Origin of the sequence: Mycobacterium asiaticum (assembly GCF_001673635.1) — a bacterium.
In the GTDB taxonomy this organism is placed as follows: Bacteria; Actinomycetota; Actinomycetes; order Mycobacteriales; family Mycobacteriaceae; genus Mycobacterium; species Mycobacterium asiaticum_C.
In genome coordinates, this window is the sequence record NZ_LZMH01000023.1 from 208,860 (window position 1) to 222,397 (window position 13,538).

General features: G+C 67.9%; 14 protein-coding genes. 9 read left to right on the forward strand and 5 right to left on the reverse strand.

What is annotated here, in order from left to right; translation table 11 throughout:
* The first annotated feature begins 12 nt into the window (after positions 1-12).
* The 7 genes from A5645_RS06230 to A5645_RS06260 all read left to right on the forward strand — a co-directional run bounded on the left by A5645_RS06230 (position 13) and on the right by A5645_RS06260 (position 7,236).
* Positions 13-1,260, forward strand: coding sequence for a molybdopterin-dependent oxidoreductase (locus tag A5645_RS06230; protein WP_065128918.1), 1,248 nt, complete (start codon positions 13-15; stop codon positions 1,258-1,260).
* Between the two features lies 1 nt (position 1,261).
* Complete coding sequence (locus tag A5645_RS06235; RefSeq protein WP_065128919.1) at positions 1,262-1,846, forward strand: hypothetical protein; 585 nt, start codon at positions 1,262-1,264, stop codon at positions 1,844-1,846.
* Positions 1,847-1,884: 38 nt separating this feature from the next.
* Entirely contained in the window at positions 1,885-3,084 is a 1,200-nt protein-coding gene (locus A5645_RS06240) for an alpha/beta hydrolase (protein ID WP_065036216.1), read from the forward strand.
* 44 nt (positions 3,085-3,128) lie between these two features.
* Entirely contained in the window at positions 3,129-4,538 is a 1,410-nt protein-coding gene (locus tag A5645_RS06245; protein ID WP_065036215.1) for a WS/DGAT/MGAT family O-acyltransferase, read from the forward strand.
* Between the two features lie 58 nt (positions 4,539-4,596).
* Positions 4,597-5,376 carry a crotonase/enoyl-CoA hydratase family protein gene (locus A5645_RS06250; protein WP_065121182.1) on the forward strand — a complete coding sequence of 260 codons (780 nt, stop codon included), beginning with the start codon at positions 4,597-4,599 and terminating at the stop codon, positions 5,374-5,376.
* A 73-nt stretch (positions 5,377-5,449) separates the two neighbouring features.
* Positions 5,450-6,943, forward strand: a complete 1,494-nt coding sequence (locus tag A5645_RS06255) for a class I adenylate-forming enzyme family protein (protein WP_065128920.1) — start codon at positions 5,450-5,452, stop codon at positions 6,941-6,943.
* Positions 6,940-7,236, forward strand: a complete 297-nt coding sequence (locus A5645_RS06260; protein WP_065036212.1) for a hypothetical protein — start codon at positions 6,940-6,942, stop codon at positions 7,234-7,236. The genes A5645_RS06255 and A5645_RS06260 overlap by 4 nt, the downstream gene beginning before the upstream one ends.
* 20 nt (positions 7,237-7,256) lie before the next feature.
* Here the strand turns inward: A5645_RS06260 and A5645_RS06265 are convergent, their stop codons facing one another.
* Positions 7,257-7,892, reverse strand: coding sequence for a TetR/AcrR family transcriptional regulator (locus A5645_RS06265; protein ID WP_253866859.1), 636 nt, complete (start codon positions 7,890-7,892; stop codon positions 7,257-7,259).
* Between the two features lie 19 nt (positions 7,893-7,911).
* A complete protein-coding gene (locus A5645_RS29040; RefSeq protein ID WP_269199548.1) occupies positions 7,912-8,046 on the reverse strand; it encodes a hypothetical protein in 135 nt (44 codons plus the stop codon).
* A gap of 233 nt (positions 8,047-8,279) precedes the next feature.
* On the opposite strand from A5645_RS29040, the gene A5645_RS06270 reads away from it, so the two are divergent.
* Positions 8,280-9,062 (forward strand): crotonase/enoyl-CoA hydratase family protein, encoded by a 783-nt coding sequence (locus A5645_RS06270; protein ID WP_065128921.1) that lies wholly within the window; start codon positions 8,280-8,282, stop codon positions 9,060-9,062.
* Positions 9,063-9,143: 81 nt separating this feature from the next.
* On the opposite strand, the gene A5645_RS06275 is transcribed toward A5645_RS06270, so the two are convergent.
* Together A5645_RS06275 and A5645_RS06280 are read right to left on the reverse strand one after the other, a co-directional pair.
* Positions 9,144-10,619 carry an aldehyde dehydrogenase gene (locus tag A5645_RS06275; RefSeq protein WP_065128922.1) on the reverse strand — a complete coding sequence of 492 codons (1,476 nt, stop codon included), beginning with the start codon at positions 10,617-10,619 and terminating at the stop codon, positions 9,144-9,146.
* 104 nt (positions 10,620-10,723) lie between these two features.
* On the reverse strand, positions 10,724-11,491 hold the full coding sequence (locus tag A5645_RS06280; protein WP_065128923.1) for a class I SAM-dependent methyltransferase: 768 nt from the start codon (positions 11,489-11,491) through the stop codon (positions 10,724-10,726).
* A gap of 73 nt (positions 11,492-11,564) precedes the next feature.
* On the opposite strand from A5645_RS06280, the gene A5645_RS06285 reads away from it, so the two are divergent.
* A complete protein-coding gene (locus tag A5645_RS06285; RefSeq protein WP_065128924.1) occupies positions 11,565-12,719 on the forward strand; it encodes a glycosyltransferase family 4 protein in 1,155 nt (384 codons plus the stop codon).
* A gap of 14 nt (positions 12,720-12,733) precedes the next feature.
* On the opposite strand, the gene A5645_RS06290 is transcribed toward A5645_RS06285, so the two are convergent.
* Positions 12,734-13,516: a YoaK family protein gene (locus tag A5645_RS06290; protein ID WP_065128925.1), complete on the reverse strand. Its 783-nt coding sequence runs from the start codon at positions 13,514-13,516 to the stop codon at positions 12,734-12,736.
* Positions 13,517-13,538 lie beyond the last annotated feature (22 nt).

Here is a 13,538-nt window from a genome sequence, read left to right on the forward strand (position 1 = left end):
AGGAAGGTGAAGATGAGAATCCCGGCGCCGCTCGTCCGGTTCACCAGCCCACTGCGCGGCCCGTGGCTGACATCGGTATTCGGCCTGATGTTGCTGGTCAGCCTGCCCATCGTCATCATCACCGGCCTGCTGTCCTACATCGCCTACGCACCGCAACTCGGTCAGGCCATACCGGCCGCCGTCGGGTGGCTGCGGCTGCCGCTGTTCACCTGGCCCACCTCGCCGTCCTGGTTGTATCGGCTGACGCAGGGGCTGCATGTGGGGCTGGGGCTGGTGATCATCCCGGTGGTGCTGGCCAAGCTGTGGTCGGTGATCCCGAAATTGTTCGAGTGGCCGCCGGTGCGCTCGATCGCCCAACTGCTGGAACGGGTTTCGCTGCTGATGCTCGTCGGTGGGGTGCTCTTCGAGATCGTCACCGGCGTGCTCAACATCCAGTACGACTACATCTTCGGGTTCAGCTTCTACGACGCGCATTACTTCGGTGCCTGGGTCTTCATCGCCGGCTTTCTGACGCACATCAGCCTGAAAATCCCCCGCATGGTCACCGGACTGCGAGCGATGTCGATGCGGAAAGTGTTGCGCACCAACGTATCCGAAACCGAGACCGAGCCGCCCGATGACAGCGGACTGGTGTCCGTCGACCCGGCGCCGCCGACCGTGAGTCGGCGCGGCGCACTGGGCCTGGTTGGTTCCGGCGTGCTATTGCTCGCCGTGCTGACGGCCGGGCAGACCCTCGGCGGCCCGGCGCGCAGCCTGGCCCTGCTGCTACCGCGGGGCCGGCCAGGGCCGGGCAACAACGACTTTCCGGTCAACCGGACGGCTGCCGTCGCCGGCATCACGCCCGAGGGGGTGGGTTCTAGCTGGCGTTTGACGTTGCTTGGCGGCCCCGCGCCGGTGGTGCTGGACCGCGCCGCGCTGGCCGCCCTACCGCAGCACACCGCGCGGCTGCCGATCGCGTGCGTGGAAGGCTGGTCGACGGTACAGACGTGGAGCGGGGTACGGCTAACCGACCTGGCCCGGCTGGCCGGGGTGCCGTCCCCGGCGTCGGCGCACGTGCGGTCGCTGGAGCGGGGCGGCGCCTTCGGGCAAGCCAAGCTGCAGGCCAATCAGGTTCTCGATCCGGATGCGCTGCTGGCGCTGCGGGTCAACGACGCCGATTTGACGCCGGACCACGGCTATCCGGCCCGGATCATCGTCCCGGCGCTGCCCGGTGTGCACAACACCAAATGGGTCGCATCCATCGACTTCCGGGCAGGCTGAAATGCGAGGCTTGACAAGGGTTTTCACTAAGTACTACGGCTCACACCCGCTGCATCTGTTGACCCTGGTGGCCGGGTTCGCGCTGGTGGGTTACGTGCTGGTGACCATCACGCCCGCCGCGTTGTGGAATCCGAACACCTGGTGGCAGTCCATCATCGTGTGGTTCGCCGCGGCGGTGATCGGCCACGACCTGCTGCTCTACCCGATCTATGCGCTGGCCGACGCCGTAATCGGCCGAAGCGTGCCGCGGCGGCCCGCAAAAATACCGGCACACAACTACCTACGGATCCCGGCGCTGGGAGCGGGGCTGACCCTGTTGGTCTTCCTGCCGGGCATCATCGAGCAGGGCGCGGCGACGTACCGGGCGGCGACCGGCCAAACCCAGCAAATGTTTCTGGGGCGCTGGCTGATATTGGTCGCGGCCATGTTCGCCGCCAGCGCGATCGTGTACGTCGCCCGCGTGTTCCGGGCGCGTCGTCGGCCCGCACTGCTAACCGGCGAATGCTCGGCAGCCAGCGTCGAACCAGTAGACCGCAAACAGTCCGGCGTAGCTCTCACCGAAACCCGCGCGGAACCGCAAGATTAAGGGTGTTATTACCTGCCGGTAGGGGTACGCTCCCCTCCATGTCGGCGACTGGACAGTCCCATTCCTGCGTCAAGCGACTGCTTCGCGCCCGTCCCTCTGATTACCTGCTCGCAATGAGCAAGGCGGGAGCGTCGCTGCCAGTGGTGGGCAAAAGCCTCGAGCCGCTGGGCACCGTCGCCGCGATGAGCGTCTGGGGCATGCGGTTCGCACCGGAACTGATGTCCGCGTCGGCAAAGAGCTGGTTCACCCCCGGCAACGGCGAGATGCGCCGACGCGACCGCGAGAGCACCAACGACGTGTCCATCGCAGCTCTGCGCGGCATGGTCTCGGCCGCCGAGCTCGACGAGCAGTGGCCCGCCGCCGAACGCACGCCGCCGTTCTGGGAAGCGCTGCGCCAGCAGAAGTACCTCTACCGCCGCAACGTCCACTACGGCGACCACCCTGTCCAGACCCTGGACGTGTGGCGTCGCCCGGACCTGCCCGCCGAACCGGCGCCGGTAATGGTCTTCGTGCCGGGCGGCGCCTGGGTGCACGGCAGCCGCAAGATGCAGGGCTCGGCGCTGATGTCGCGGCTGGCCGAACAGGGTTGGGTATGCCTGGCGATCGACTACCGGGTCTCGCCGCACAACCGCTGGCCACGGCACATCACCGACGTCAAGACCGCCATCGCGTGGGCGCGGGCCAACGTCGACAAATTCGGTGGCGACCGCGACTTCGTCACCGTGGCGGGTTGTTCGGCCGGCGGGCACCTGGCCGCCCTGGCCGGTCTGACCGCCAACGCCCCGCAATTCCAGGCCAAGCTGCCCGACGGCGCCGACAGCTCGGTCGACGCGGTCGTCGGGATCTACGGCCGCTACGACTTCGAGGACCGCTCCACCCCGGAACGCGTCCGTTTCGTCCAGTTCCTGGAGAAGGTCGTCATCCAGCGCTCCATCGCCCGGCACCCCGAGATCTTCCGGGACGCATCGCCGATCGCCCAGGTGCACCGGAATGCGCCGCCGTTCCTGGTGATTCACGGCAGCAAAGACAGCGTGATCCCGGTGGCCCAGGCGCGCAGTTTCGTCGACCGGTTGCGCGCGGTGTCGACCTCGGCGGTCAATTACGTCGAGCTGCCGGGCGCCGGGCACGGGTTCGACATGCTCGACGGCCCCCGCGCGGGTGCGATGGCCCACGCCACGGGCCTGTTCCTCAACCAGGTGCATCGCACCCGAAATCAGTTCGCCAAAGAGGTCATCTGACGGTCGGCCGATTGTAAGGTCGCGCGTATGGGTAGGGGACTGCGGTGAAGCGGCTCAGCGGCTGGGACGCGGTGCTGTTGTACAGCGAAACGCCGAACGTGCACATGCACACCATCAAAGTGGCCATCATCGAGCTCGATCCGGAGCGTCGCGGCTTCACCATCGACGCCTTCCGGCAGGTGATCGCCGGCCGGATGGACAAGCTCGTCCCGCTCGGCTACCAGCTGATCGACGTCCCATTCAAGTTCCACCACCCGATGTGGCGGGAGAACTGTGAGGTCGATTTCGAGTACCACATCCGGCCCTGGCAGCTGGACCCGCCGGGCGGGCGTCGCGAACTCGACGAGGCGATCGGCAAGATCGCCAGCACCCCGCTGGACCGGGCGCACCCGCTGTGGGAGATGTACTTCGTCGAGGGCCTGGCCAATGACCGGATCGCGGTCGTCCTCAAGATCCACCACGCGCTCGCCGACGGCGTGGCGTCGGCGAACCTGATGGCGCACGGCATGGATTTGATGCCGATCCCGCAGAGCCGCTCGTACCACAGCGACCCCGCGCCCACCAAGCGTGAGCTGGTCAGCGCGGCATTCGTGGACCACATGCGCCACATCGGGCGGATCCCGGCGACGCTCCGCTACACCGCGCAGGGCGTGCGCCGGGTGCGGCGCAGCTCGCGCAAGCTGTCTCCCGAGCTGACCATGCCGTTCACCCCGCCACCGACCTTCATGAACCACATGCTCACCCCCGAGCGCCGGTTCGCCACCGCCACGCTGGCGCTCGCCGACGTGAAGGCGACGGGCAAGAAGCTGGGCGCCACCATCAACGACATGGTGCTGGCGATGTCCTCCGGCGCGCTGCGCACCCTGTTGTTGCGGTACGACGGCAAAGCCGTTCCGCTGCTGGCGTCGGTTCCGGTGAGTTTCAACTTCGACCCCGAGCGGATCTCGGGCAACTACTTCAGCGGGATGATGGTGGCTATTCCGGCCGATCTCGAGGACCCGCTGGAGCGGGTGCAGGCCGCGCACGACAACGCGGTCTGGGCCAAGGAGAGCCATCAACTGCTGGGACCCGAGCTGATCAGCCGCTGGGCGGCGTACTGGCCGCCGTCTGGGACCGAGGCCCTGTTCCGTTACCTGGCCAGCCGCGACGGGCAGAACAAGGTGTTGAACCTGAACATCTCGAACGTGCCGGGACCGCGCGAACGCGGCCGGGTGGGCGGCGCCCTGGTCACCGAGATCTATTCGGTGGGCCCGCTGACCGCGGGCAGCGGCCTGAACATCACCGTCTGGAGCTATGTCGATCAGCTCAACATCTCGGTGCTCAGCGACGGGGCCACCGTCAAAGACCCGCACGAGGTGACCGAGGCGATGGTCGCCGACTTCCTGCAGATACGAAGGGCCGCGGGCATTTCCGAAGATCTGACGGTCGTCGCGGACGCCATGGCACCGGCCTGACCGGCCGTTACAATGACCGGCCGATTCGTCACGCAGGCCGACCGCTACCATCTGCACTGTGAGCGACGAAGCTAACAACGAACCCGAGGTCCTCGTCGAGCAGCGCGACCGGATCCTGATCATCACCATCAACCGCCCGAAGGCCAAGAACGCGGTGAACGCCGCGGTCAGCCGCGGCCTGGCCGATGCCATGGATCGGCTCGACGGCGACGCCGGCCTGTCGGTGGCGGTCCTGACCGGCGCCGGAGGCTCGTTCTGCGCAGGCATGGACCTCAAGGCGTTCGCCCGCGGCGAGAACGTCGTCGTCGAGGGCCGCGGCATGGGCTTCACCGAACGCCCGCCCGCCAAGCCGCTGATCGCCGCGGTCGAGGGCTACGCGCTGGCCGGCGGTACCGAGCTGGCGCTCGCTACGGATTTGATTGTGGCGGCGCGGGATTCGGCCTTCGGGATACCCGAGGTCAAGCGCGGACTGGTGGCCGGCGGCGGCGGACTGCTGCGGCTGCCCGAGCGCATTCCGTATGCGATCGCCATGGAGCTGGCTCTGACCGGTGACCAGATCTCCGCCGAGCGAGCGCACGAGTTGGGGCTGGTCAACATCCTGGCCGAGCCGGGCGGAGCGCTGGACGCGGCGATCGCGCTGGCCGAGAAGATCACCGCCAACGGGCCGCTGGCGGTGGCCGCCACCAAGCGGATCATCACCGAATCCCGTGGCTGGACACTGGAAAACCGGTTCGCCAAGCAGATCGAGATCCTGGCGCCGATCTTCATGTCCAACGACGCCAAGGAAGGCGCGATCGCGTTCGCCGAGAAGCGCCCCCCGCGCTGGACGGGCACCTGATTGGCGCGAGCAGACCATCAGTTACACTATCGGCAAGATTTGTAAAGGGTCGGGGATCTCAGAAGGACCAAGGATGAGCATTTCGTTGCTTCTCGAGATGGCTGCGTCGGGCAACCCCGACCGCACCGCGGTCGTCTCCGGGGACCTGCGGCTCACCACCCAGCAGCTCAGCGACCTTGCCGACGGCGGCGCCGGCGTGATCGCCGCCTCCGGTGCCGGGCACGTGGTGTACGTCGGGGTCGGCGGCGCGATGCTGCCGCTGCTGATCTTCGCCAGCGCACGCGCCGGGCTGGCTTTCACGCCCATCAACTACCGGCTGTCGGCCGACGGCATCCAGGCCCTGATCGACCGGTTGCCCGACCCGTTGGTGATCGTCGACGAACGCTACCGCGACACGCTCGGGGACGTCTCGAAGCGGATGGTCACCTCCGACGACTTCGTCGAGGCCGCCCGCTCCGCCGAACCCGCAGCCGAGTTCCCCGACCCGGACTCCGTCGCGATCGTGCTCTTCACCTCGGGCACCACCTCGCAGCCCAAGGCTGTCGAGCTCACGCACAACAACCTCACCAGCTATGTCATGGGGACAGTCGAATTCGACTCGGCAGCGCCGGAGGACGCGGCCCTGATCTGCGTGCCGCCCTACCACATCGCCGGCGTCGGTGCGGCGTTGTCCAACCTCTACGCGGGCCGAAAAATGGTCTACCTGACCAATTTTGACGCCCAGGAATGGGTACGGCTGGCCAATGAGGAGCGGGTGACGACGGCGACCGTGGTGCCGACCATGCTGGACCGCATCGTCGCCGTGTTGGAGTCGGGCGAGCACCGGCCGGCGGCGCTGCGCAACCTCGCCTACGGCGGCTCGAAAGTGGGCCTGCCGCTGGTGCGCCGTGCCCTCGAGCTGTTGCCGGACGTCGGCTTCGTCAACGCCTACGGCCTCACCGAAACCAGCTCGACGATCGCGGTGCTGACACCCGAGGACCACCGCGCGGCGCAATCGGCCACGGACGCCGCCGCGGCCCGGCGGCTGGCTTCGGTAGGACGGCCGGTGCCCGGCATCGAGCTGGAGATCCGCGCCGAGGACGGTACCGTGCTGGAGCCGGGGGAGACCGGGGAACTGTTCGTGCGCGGCGAGCAGGTCTCCGGCCGATACACCGGGATCGGCTCTGTGCTCGATGAAAACGGTTGGTTCCCAACCAAAGACATCGCGATGCTGGACGAGGACGGATACCTGTTCATCGGCGGCCGCAGCGACGACACCATCATTCGCGGCGGGGAGAACATCGCGCCCGCCGAACTGGAGGAGGTGCTGATCGAGCATCCGCACGTGCGTGACGTCGCGGTGGTCGGGGTCGAGGATCCGCAGTGGGGCCAGGCGATCGTCGCCGTCGTCGTCCCCCGCAGCGGCGTCGACCCCGATCCGGAAGAGTTGCGAGAGTACGTGCGGGCGAGTTTGCGGGGGTCGCGCACGCCGGACCGAGTAGTGTTTCGCGACGAGCTGCCAACCACCGCCACCGGCAAGGTACTTCGCCGGGAGATCATCGAAAACCTAGCAGGGGCACAAACATGATCAAGAACGGAACCCGCCTGGCCAGCCAGGTCTGTGACACCCAGGTCATCGTCGTCAGAAGCGCCGACAGCCTTGAGGACTTGCGTTGCGGCGGTGCGCCGATGGTGGAGATGGGTGCACCGCGGTCCGGTGAACTCGACCCCGAATTCGCCGACGGCAGCGTGATGGGCAAGCGCTACGTCGACGAGGCCGGGGCCGAACTGCTCGTCACCAAGCCCGGCGCGGGTAGCCTGAGCGTCGGCCAGACCAAGCTGACCCTGAAGGAAGTGAAGCCGCTGCCGGCCAGCGACTGAAGCCGGCCGCACCACCGGCGCTAGCGGTCCATCCCGTTGCGCCGTACGAATTCCCTTGCCTTGATCAAGAATTCGAGTTGGTCGCCGACCTCGCGCAGCGGGCGGGTGCTGTGCGTGGACCGGCACAGCACGATGGCGCCTTCCAGCGCGGAGATCGATGTCACCGCAAGCGACGAGGCCGTTTCCTCATCGAAGCCCTCCGTGACGAACGCGCGGGCCATTGCGGTGCACCAGCGCCCCAGGATCAACCCGGCTTCGGCGGACAACCCGAGTTCGTCGTCGGCCGAGCCGATCGCGGCGGCCACAACGGGACACCCGGCGTTGAATCCGCCGTCGGACAGCAGGCGCTCCCAGAACTCGACGAACTCGCGGATCAGCGCCTTGGCGCCGCGGTCCACCGCGTCGTCGATGGTGGCGGTGATGGATTCGCCGGCGTACCGCAGCGCCTCGGTGAGGATCTGATTGCGTCCCTCGGGGAAGTGGTAGTACACCGAGCCGCGCGGGGCGCCGCTGTGGGACAGGACCGCGTCGATGGTGACGCCGGCCGCTCCGCGCTCACGCATGACCTGCGCTGCGCTGACGAGCATTTTCTTACGGGTATTGACACGACCGGTCGTCACGAACGGGTCCCGCACGAGATCCGTGGACGTTCGCATGGTCGGTCTCCTGAGGTGATCAGGCAGCGGGCACGTGGCCCGGCTGCGGGGACGGGGTGACCACCTGGCGTCGGTGGAACCGGAGGCGGCGACGGTAGGTGGGCAGTTCGCGGGTATATCGATAGCCGGCGACGTTGATCTCGATGATCCACATGTTTTTCTCCCACGGGGGGTGGTGCTCTCACGTGCCGGTGGCCTCCAGCCCATGACTATGCCAGTTAGCATATTAAACATTAGTGTAAGTAAGCAAGTTTTAATCTTTGGCTGAGAAAAAAGCGCCGGTGAACGTGATGAACACCACGGCGTGTAGTTGGTTTGAAGCCTGAAGCGACCTGCCGCGGATTATGCTCTATTGCATAATTTTGCGTTCTGCGGTTCACTGTGGCAATGACAAGCACCGTCTCCGTCGAGCGGGACGGGCACGTCCTGCTCATCGGTTTGAATCGCCCCGAAAAGCGCAACTCTTTCAACCGCGCGATGATCGCGGATTTGTCCCGCGCCTACGCCCTGCTGGAATCCGACCCCGAACTGCGCGCCGGCGTGCTGTTCGCCCATGGTGACCACTTCACCGCCGGACTGGACCTGGTCGATGTCGGGCCGGCCGTCGCCGGTGGACAAGACTTGATGCCTGAAGACGGTCGCGACCCCTTCCGCCTGGAAGGCAACTGGACCACGCCCCTGGTCGCGGTCGCGCACGGCTGGTGCATGACCTTGGGCATCGAACTACTGCTGGCCGCCGACATCCGGATCGCCGCGTCGGGTACCCGCTTCACCCAGATGGAGGTGCTGCGCGGCATCTATCCGTTCGGCGGTGCGACGATCCGGCTGCCGCGTGAAGCCGGCTGGGGCAACGCGATGCGATGGCTGCTGACCGGCGACGAGTTCGACGCGGCCGAGGCATACCGGATCGGCCTGGTCCAGGAGGTCGCCGACGATGCCGAGGCGGCGTTGGCCAGTGCGCGGCAGATCGCGCAAGTCATCGCCGAGCGCGCCGCCCCACTGGGTGTGCGGGCGACGCTCGCGTCGGCGCATCTGGCCCGCGAGCAGGGTCAGGCGGCCGCCGCGCAACGGCTCGCTCCCGTCGTGAAGGAACTGTTCGCCAGTGCGGACGCCGCCGAGGGCGTGCAGTCGTTCATCGAGCGCCGTGCGGCCCGCTTCGAGGGGCGCTGACCCCTCGCGACCAGACGCTAAAGCCCCCGACACGCCGGGCGTGCGGGGGCTTTAGCGTCTGCTCGCCAGAACTCGGCGACGCTACTCGACCGTGTAGCCCATCGGCATCAACACGCTCTTCTGCTGGGTGAAGTGCTCCACGCCCTCGGGCCCGTTCTCGCGCCCGATGCCGGAGTTCTTGTACCCACCGAACGGACAGCACGGGTCGAACGCATACCAGTTGATCGCGTAGGTCCCGGTGCGGATCTTCTCCGAGATCTCAATGCCCTTGGGCACATCGGAGGTCCACACGCTGCCGGCCAGCCCGTACACCGAGTCGTTGGCGATCTTGATGGCGTCCTCGACGGTGTCGTAGGGAATGATCGCCAGCACCGGCCCGAAGATCTCCTCCTGGGCGATCGTCATCTTGTTGTCGACGTCGGCGAACACCGTGGGCTGCACGAAGAACCCGTTGTCCAATCCTTCGGGACGGCCGCCACCGCACACCAGCCGCGCGCCCTCCTCGATGCCCTTGGCGATGTAGCCCTCGACGCGGGCACGCTGCTTCTCCGAGATCAGCGAACCGATCTGGGCGTTCGGGTCCGAGGGCGGACCGACCGGCAGTGCCTGCACGAAAGCGCTTACCGCATCCACGATTTCGTCATAACGCGACCGGGGCGCCAGGATCCGCGTCTGGCCGACGCAGGCCTGGCCGGTGTTCATGATCCCGGAGAACACCATCATCGGGACCGCCGAGGCCAGGTCGACGTCGTCGAGCACGATGGCCGCCGACTTCCCGCCGAGTTCCAGCGTGCACGGCTTGAGCAGGTCGGCGGCGCGACGGCCGATCTCCTTGCCGACAGCCGAGCTGCCGGTGAAGGTGAACAGGTCGACATCGGTGTTGGCGGTCAGCGCCTGGCCGGTCTCGATGCCGCCGGGCACCACCGACAGAACCCCTTCGGGCAGGCCGGCGTCGGCGAACACCTCCGCCAATGCATTTGCGGTCAACGGGGTTTCACCGGCCGGCTTGAGCACCACGGTGCAGCCCGCCAGCAACGCCGGCCCCAGCTTGTTGACCGCCAGGAACAGCGGCACATTCCATGCCACGATGGCGGCCACCACACCGATCGGCTCGCGGTGCACGATCGTCTGGCCATAGGAGCCAGTGCGCACCTCGCGCCACTTGACCTGGTCGACGGCCGGTCCGGCGAAGAAGTTCAGCGCCCCCATCGTCCCCATCCAGTGCATGGTCTCGATGGTCATCGGCGGCTGGCCGGTCTCGTCGGCGAGCAGCTTGGCGAACAGCTCCTTGCGCTCCTCGAGCAATTGCAGCGCCTTGGCGATGACGGCCGCGCGCTCCTTGGGCGGGGTGGTGGGCCACGGGCCGCTGTCGAATGCGGCGCGGGCCGCGGCAACCGCCGCGTCCACGTCGGCCGCCGCCGCCAGCGGGACCTTGCCGACGTACTCGCCGGTCGCCGGGCAGTGCACCTCGATGACCTGGTCGGTCGATGGCTGGGTCCACTTGCCGCCGATGAAGAGCTTGTCGTATTCGGTCGCCTGGCTCACGGTCTGGGTCATTCCGCCGTTCCTCCTCGTTGCTTCACGCCGCGTCCTCGTCGGACGCCGCCGGCAGTGATACGCGCCACCCTACCGAAGCCGTCGCGAGATTAGAACCTGTTCCATTATTGCGGCGACAGGACCAGCACCAGATTGCTCGTGGCGAACTCCCGCAGCACCGGCACCGAGGTCAGCCACCAGGCCCATCGTGGGTGGTAGCGAGGGAAAGTGGCCACCGCGGCTCCGGTGCTGGCGGCCCAGTCCAGGCCCGCGGCGGCGGAGACGGCGAATAACGACGACCCGTAGTCGTTCTTGGCCGGATGACCGTGTCTGCGGGCGTACATCGCCGCCGCCCGGGCGCCGCCGAGGTAATGCGTCAGGCCCATCTCATGGCCACCGAACGGTCCCAACCAGACGGTGTAGGACAACACGACCAGCCCGCCCGGCCGGGTCACCCGCAGCATCTCGTTGCCCAGTTGCCAGGGCCGCGGGACGTGTTCGGCGACGTTGGACGACAGGCAGATGTCCACCGAGTTGTCGGCGAACGGCAACGCCATGCCCGAGGCCCGGACGACTGCGCCGGAGTGCCGCGCCACCACCGGCTCGGCGGCGTGGCTCTCGGACGGGTCGGGTTCGACGCCGACGTAGCGTGCGCCGGCGGCGTCGAACGCGGCCGCGAAATAGCCGGGCCCGCCGCCGACGTCGAGCAGCGTGCGTCCGCTCAAGTCGGCACCGGTTGCGGCCCGCCAGAGATCTTCGACCATGCCCGCGGTGTCGACGGCCAGGGCGCCGTAGAACCGCGCCGGGTCGGTTTGCTCGAACCGGAACTCCGACAGCAGGCGCAACGAGCGTCGCAGCGTCGCGCGCCGCGCGAAGATGCCGGTCACGCCCACGCGGTCACCATACGGGCGCCGATTGTGCGGCTGCGACCGGCCGCAAGCGCGGCGGCGGCTAGGCTAGCGAACAATGTCTGACCTGCGATCCGTACTGCTGCTGTGCTGGCGCGATACCGGGCACCCGCAGGGCGGTGGCAGCGAGACCTATCTGCAACGCATCGGCGCCCAGTTGGCCGCCGACGGCGTCGGCGTCACCCTGCGCACGGCGCGCTACCCGGGCGCCGCCAGGCGTGAGGTCGTCGACGGTGTGCGCATCAGCCGGGCCGGCGGGCGCTACACGGTCTACATCTGGGCAATGCTCTCGATGGCGCTCGCCCGCATCGGCCTGGGACCGCTGCGCCACGTGCGGCCCGACGTCGTCGTCGACACCCAGAACGGTCTGCCGTTCCTGGCCCGGCTGGTCTACGGCCGCCGCGCGGTGGTGCTGGTGCACCACTGTCACCGGGAACAGTGGCCGGTGGCCGGACCGGTGCTGTCGCGGGTGGGCTGGTTCGTCGAGTCGAGACTTTCGCCGCGGCTGCACCGGCGCAACCAGTACGTGACGGTGTCGCTGCCGTCGGCGCGGGATCTGGTGGCGCTGGGGGTGGACGACGGACGCATCGCTGTGGTGCGCAACGGACTCGACGAGGCGCCGCCCCGGACGTTGTCCGGCCCGCGGACCGCCGAGCCGCGCCTGGTGGTGCTGTCCCGGTTGGTCCCGCACAAGCAGATCGAGGACGCCCTGGACGCGGTCGCCCGACTGCGCCCCGGCTTCCCAGAGCTGCAGTTGGACGTCGTCGGCGGCGGATGGTGGCACCAGCGTCTCGTCGAGCACGTACACCGGCTCGGCATTTCCGATGCTGTGACCTTCCACGGCCATGTCGACGACGCCACCAAACATCAACTGCTGCAACGCTCGTGGGTGCACCTGTTGCCCTCACGCAAGGAGGGGTGGGGCCTGGCCGTGGTCGAGGCCGGCCAGCACAGCGTCCCCACCATCGGCTACCGCTCCTCGGGCGGCCTGTCCGACTCGGTCATCGACGGTGTCACCGGCGTATTGGTCGACCACCCCGGCGAACTGGTGGACCGGCTGGAAGAGTTGCTGTCGGATCCGGTGCTACGCGATCAGCTCGGTGCCAAGGCCCAGGCCCGCAGCGTCGAGTTCTCCTGGCGGCAGAGCGCGGAGGCGCTGCACACCGTCCTGCGCACGGTGCAGGCGGGCGGGCGCGTCAGCGGCCTGGTCTGAGTGAAGCCGAGTAGCTAAGCCGTCGCCGGGGCCAGTTCCGGCGCCAATTGCTCCGCCGGGGACGCCACTTCGACGCTGCTCAGATTGCGGCTGCGCACCACGTAGGCGGCCGCGATGCTCAGGCAGATCGCCGCCGGCACCAGCAGCGCGTAGCCGCCCAGCCCCGACCCGACCAGCAAGCCAACGGTGGCGCCGCCCAGGAAAAGCAGCAGCGTCGTCGTCAGGATCGCCGCCTTCCACTTGTCGATCCCGTCCTGACGGCTGCGGCCGAGCATCAGCCCGAGGTCGGTGACCGTTCCGGTGAAGTGGGTGGTGCGGATCGGCATCCCGCGGAAACTCGAGGTGAGTCCGTTCTGCAGACCGAGCGCCGCGGCGGCCAGGAGGGCCTGGACGACGGATTGCTCGACCCCGATCAAACCCTTGAGCGGTGTCTCCGCCGCCACCACCGCGGCCAGCAGCAGCACCGCCTCCAGGGTCAGCACGGTGGCGTGGTGCGCGCGTGTCGGGTGTCGGTAACCGCCCATGATCACTCCCGCCGCGGCCGCGCCGCCGCCGAAGCCGAGCAGAATCGCTGCGAGAACGTGACCTTCGTACAACCAAGGGTTGGCGGTGTTCATGCCAAGCTGCGTGGTGATCCCAGTGAGATTGCCGACCGGGACGGCGAGGATCAGCAGGGCGACAGCGTTGACGAAGCCGGCCACAAAAGCCAGTGAGGCGCTGTAGAGCAGGACAGCGCGACGGGAGGAAAGGTCGTCATCGTGGGCCGGATGGCGAGCCGAGTCGTTCTTCAGACTCATCAGGACAATCCCTCTCAGCGTT

Excerpts from the sequence above, each read along its gene's own strand:
- A5645_RS06230 (WP_065128918.1), top strand. The coding sequence starts at position 13 with ATGAGAATCCCGGCGCCGCTCGTCCGGTTCACCAGCCCACTGCGCGGC.
- A5645_RS06235 (WP_065128919.1), top strand. The coding sequence starts at position 1,262 with ATGCGAGGCTTGACAAGGGTTTTCACTAAGTACTACGGCTCACACCCG.
- A5645_RS06240 (WP_065036216.1), top strand. The coding sequence starts at position 1,885 with ATGTCGGCGACTGGACAGTCCCATTCCTGCGTCAAGCGACTGCTTCGC.
- A5645_RS06255 (WP_065128920.1), top strand. The coding sequence starts at position 5,450 with ATGAGCATTTCGTTGCTTCTCGAGATGGCTGCGTCGGGCAACCCCGAC.
- A5645_RS06260 (WP_065036212.1), top strand. The coding sequence starts at position 6,940 with ATGATCAAGAACGGAACCCGCCTGGCCAGCCAGGTCTGTGACACCCAG.
- A5645_RS06265 (WP_253866859.1), bottom strand. The coding sequence starts at position 7,892 with ATGCGAACGTCCACGGATCTCGTGCGGGACCCGTTCGTGACGACCGGT.
- A5645_RS29040 (WP_269199548.1), bottom strand. The coding sequence starts at position 8,046 with ATGTGGATCATCGAGATCAACGTCGCCGGCTATCGATATACCCGCGAA.
- A5645_RS06270 (WP_065128921.1), top strand. The coding sequence starts at position 8,280 with ATGACAAGCACCGTCTCCGTCGAGCGGGACGGGCACGTCCTGCTCATC.
- A5645_RS06275 (WP_065128922.1), bottom strand. The coding sequence starts at position 10,619 with ATGACCCAGACCGTGAGCCAGGCGACCGAATACGACAAGCTCTTCATC.
- A5645_RS06285 (WP_065128924.1), top strand. The coding sequence starts at position 11,565 with ATGTCTGACCTGCGATCCGTACTGCTGCTGTGCTGGCGCGATACCGGG.
- A5645_RS06290 (WP_065128925.1), bottom strand. The coding sequence starts at position 13,516 with ATGAGTCTGAAGAACGACTCGGCTCGCCATCCGGCCCACGATGACGAC.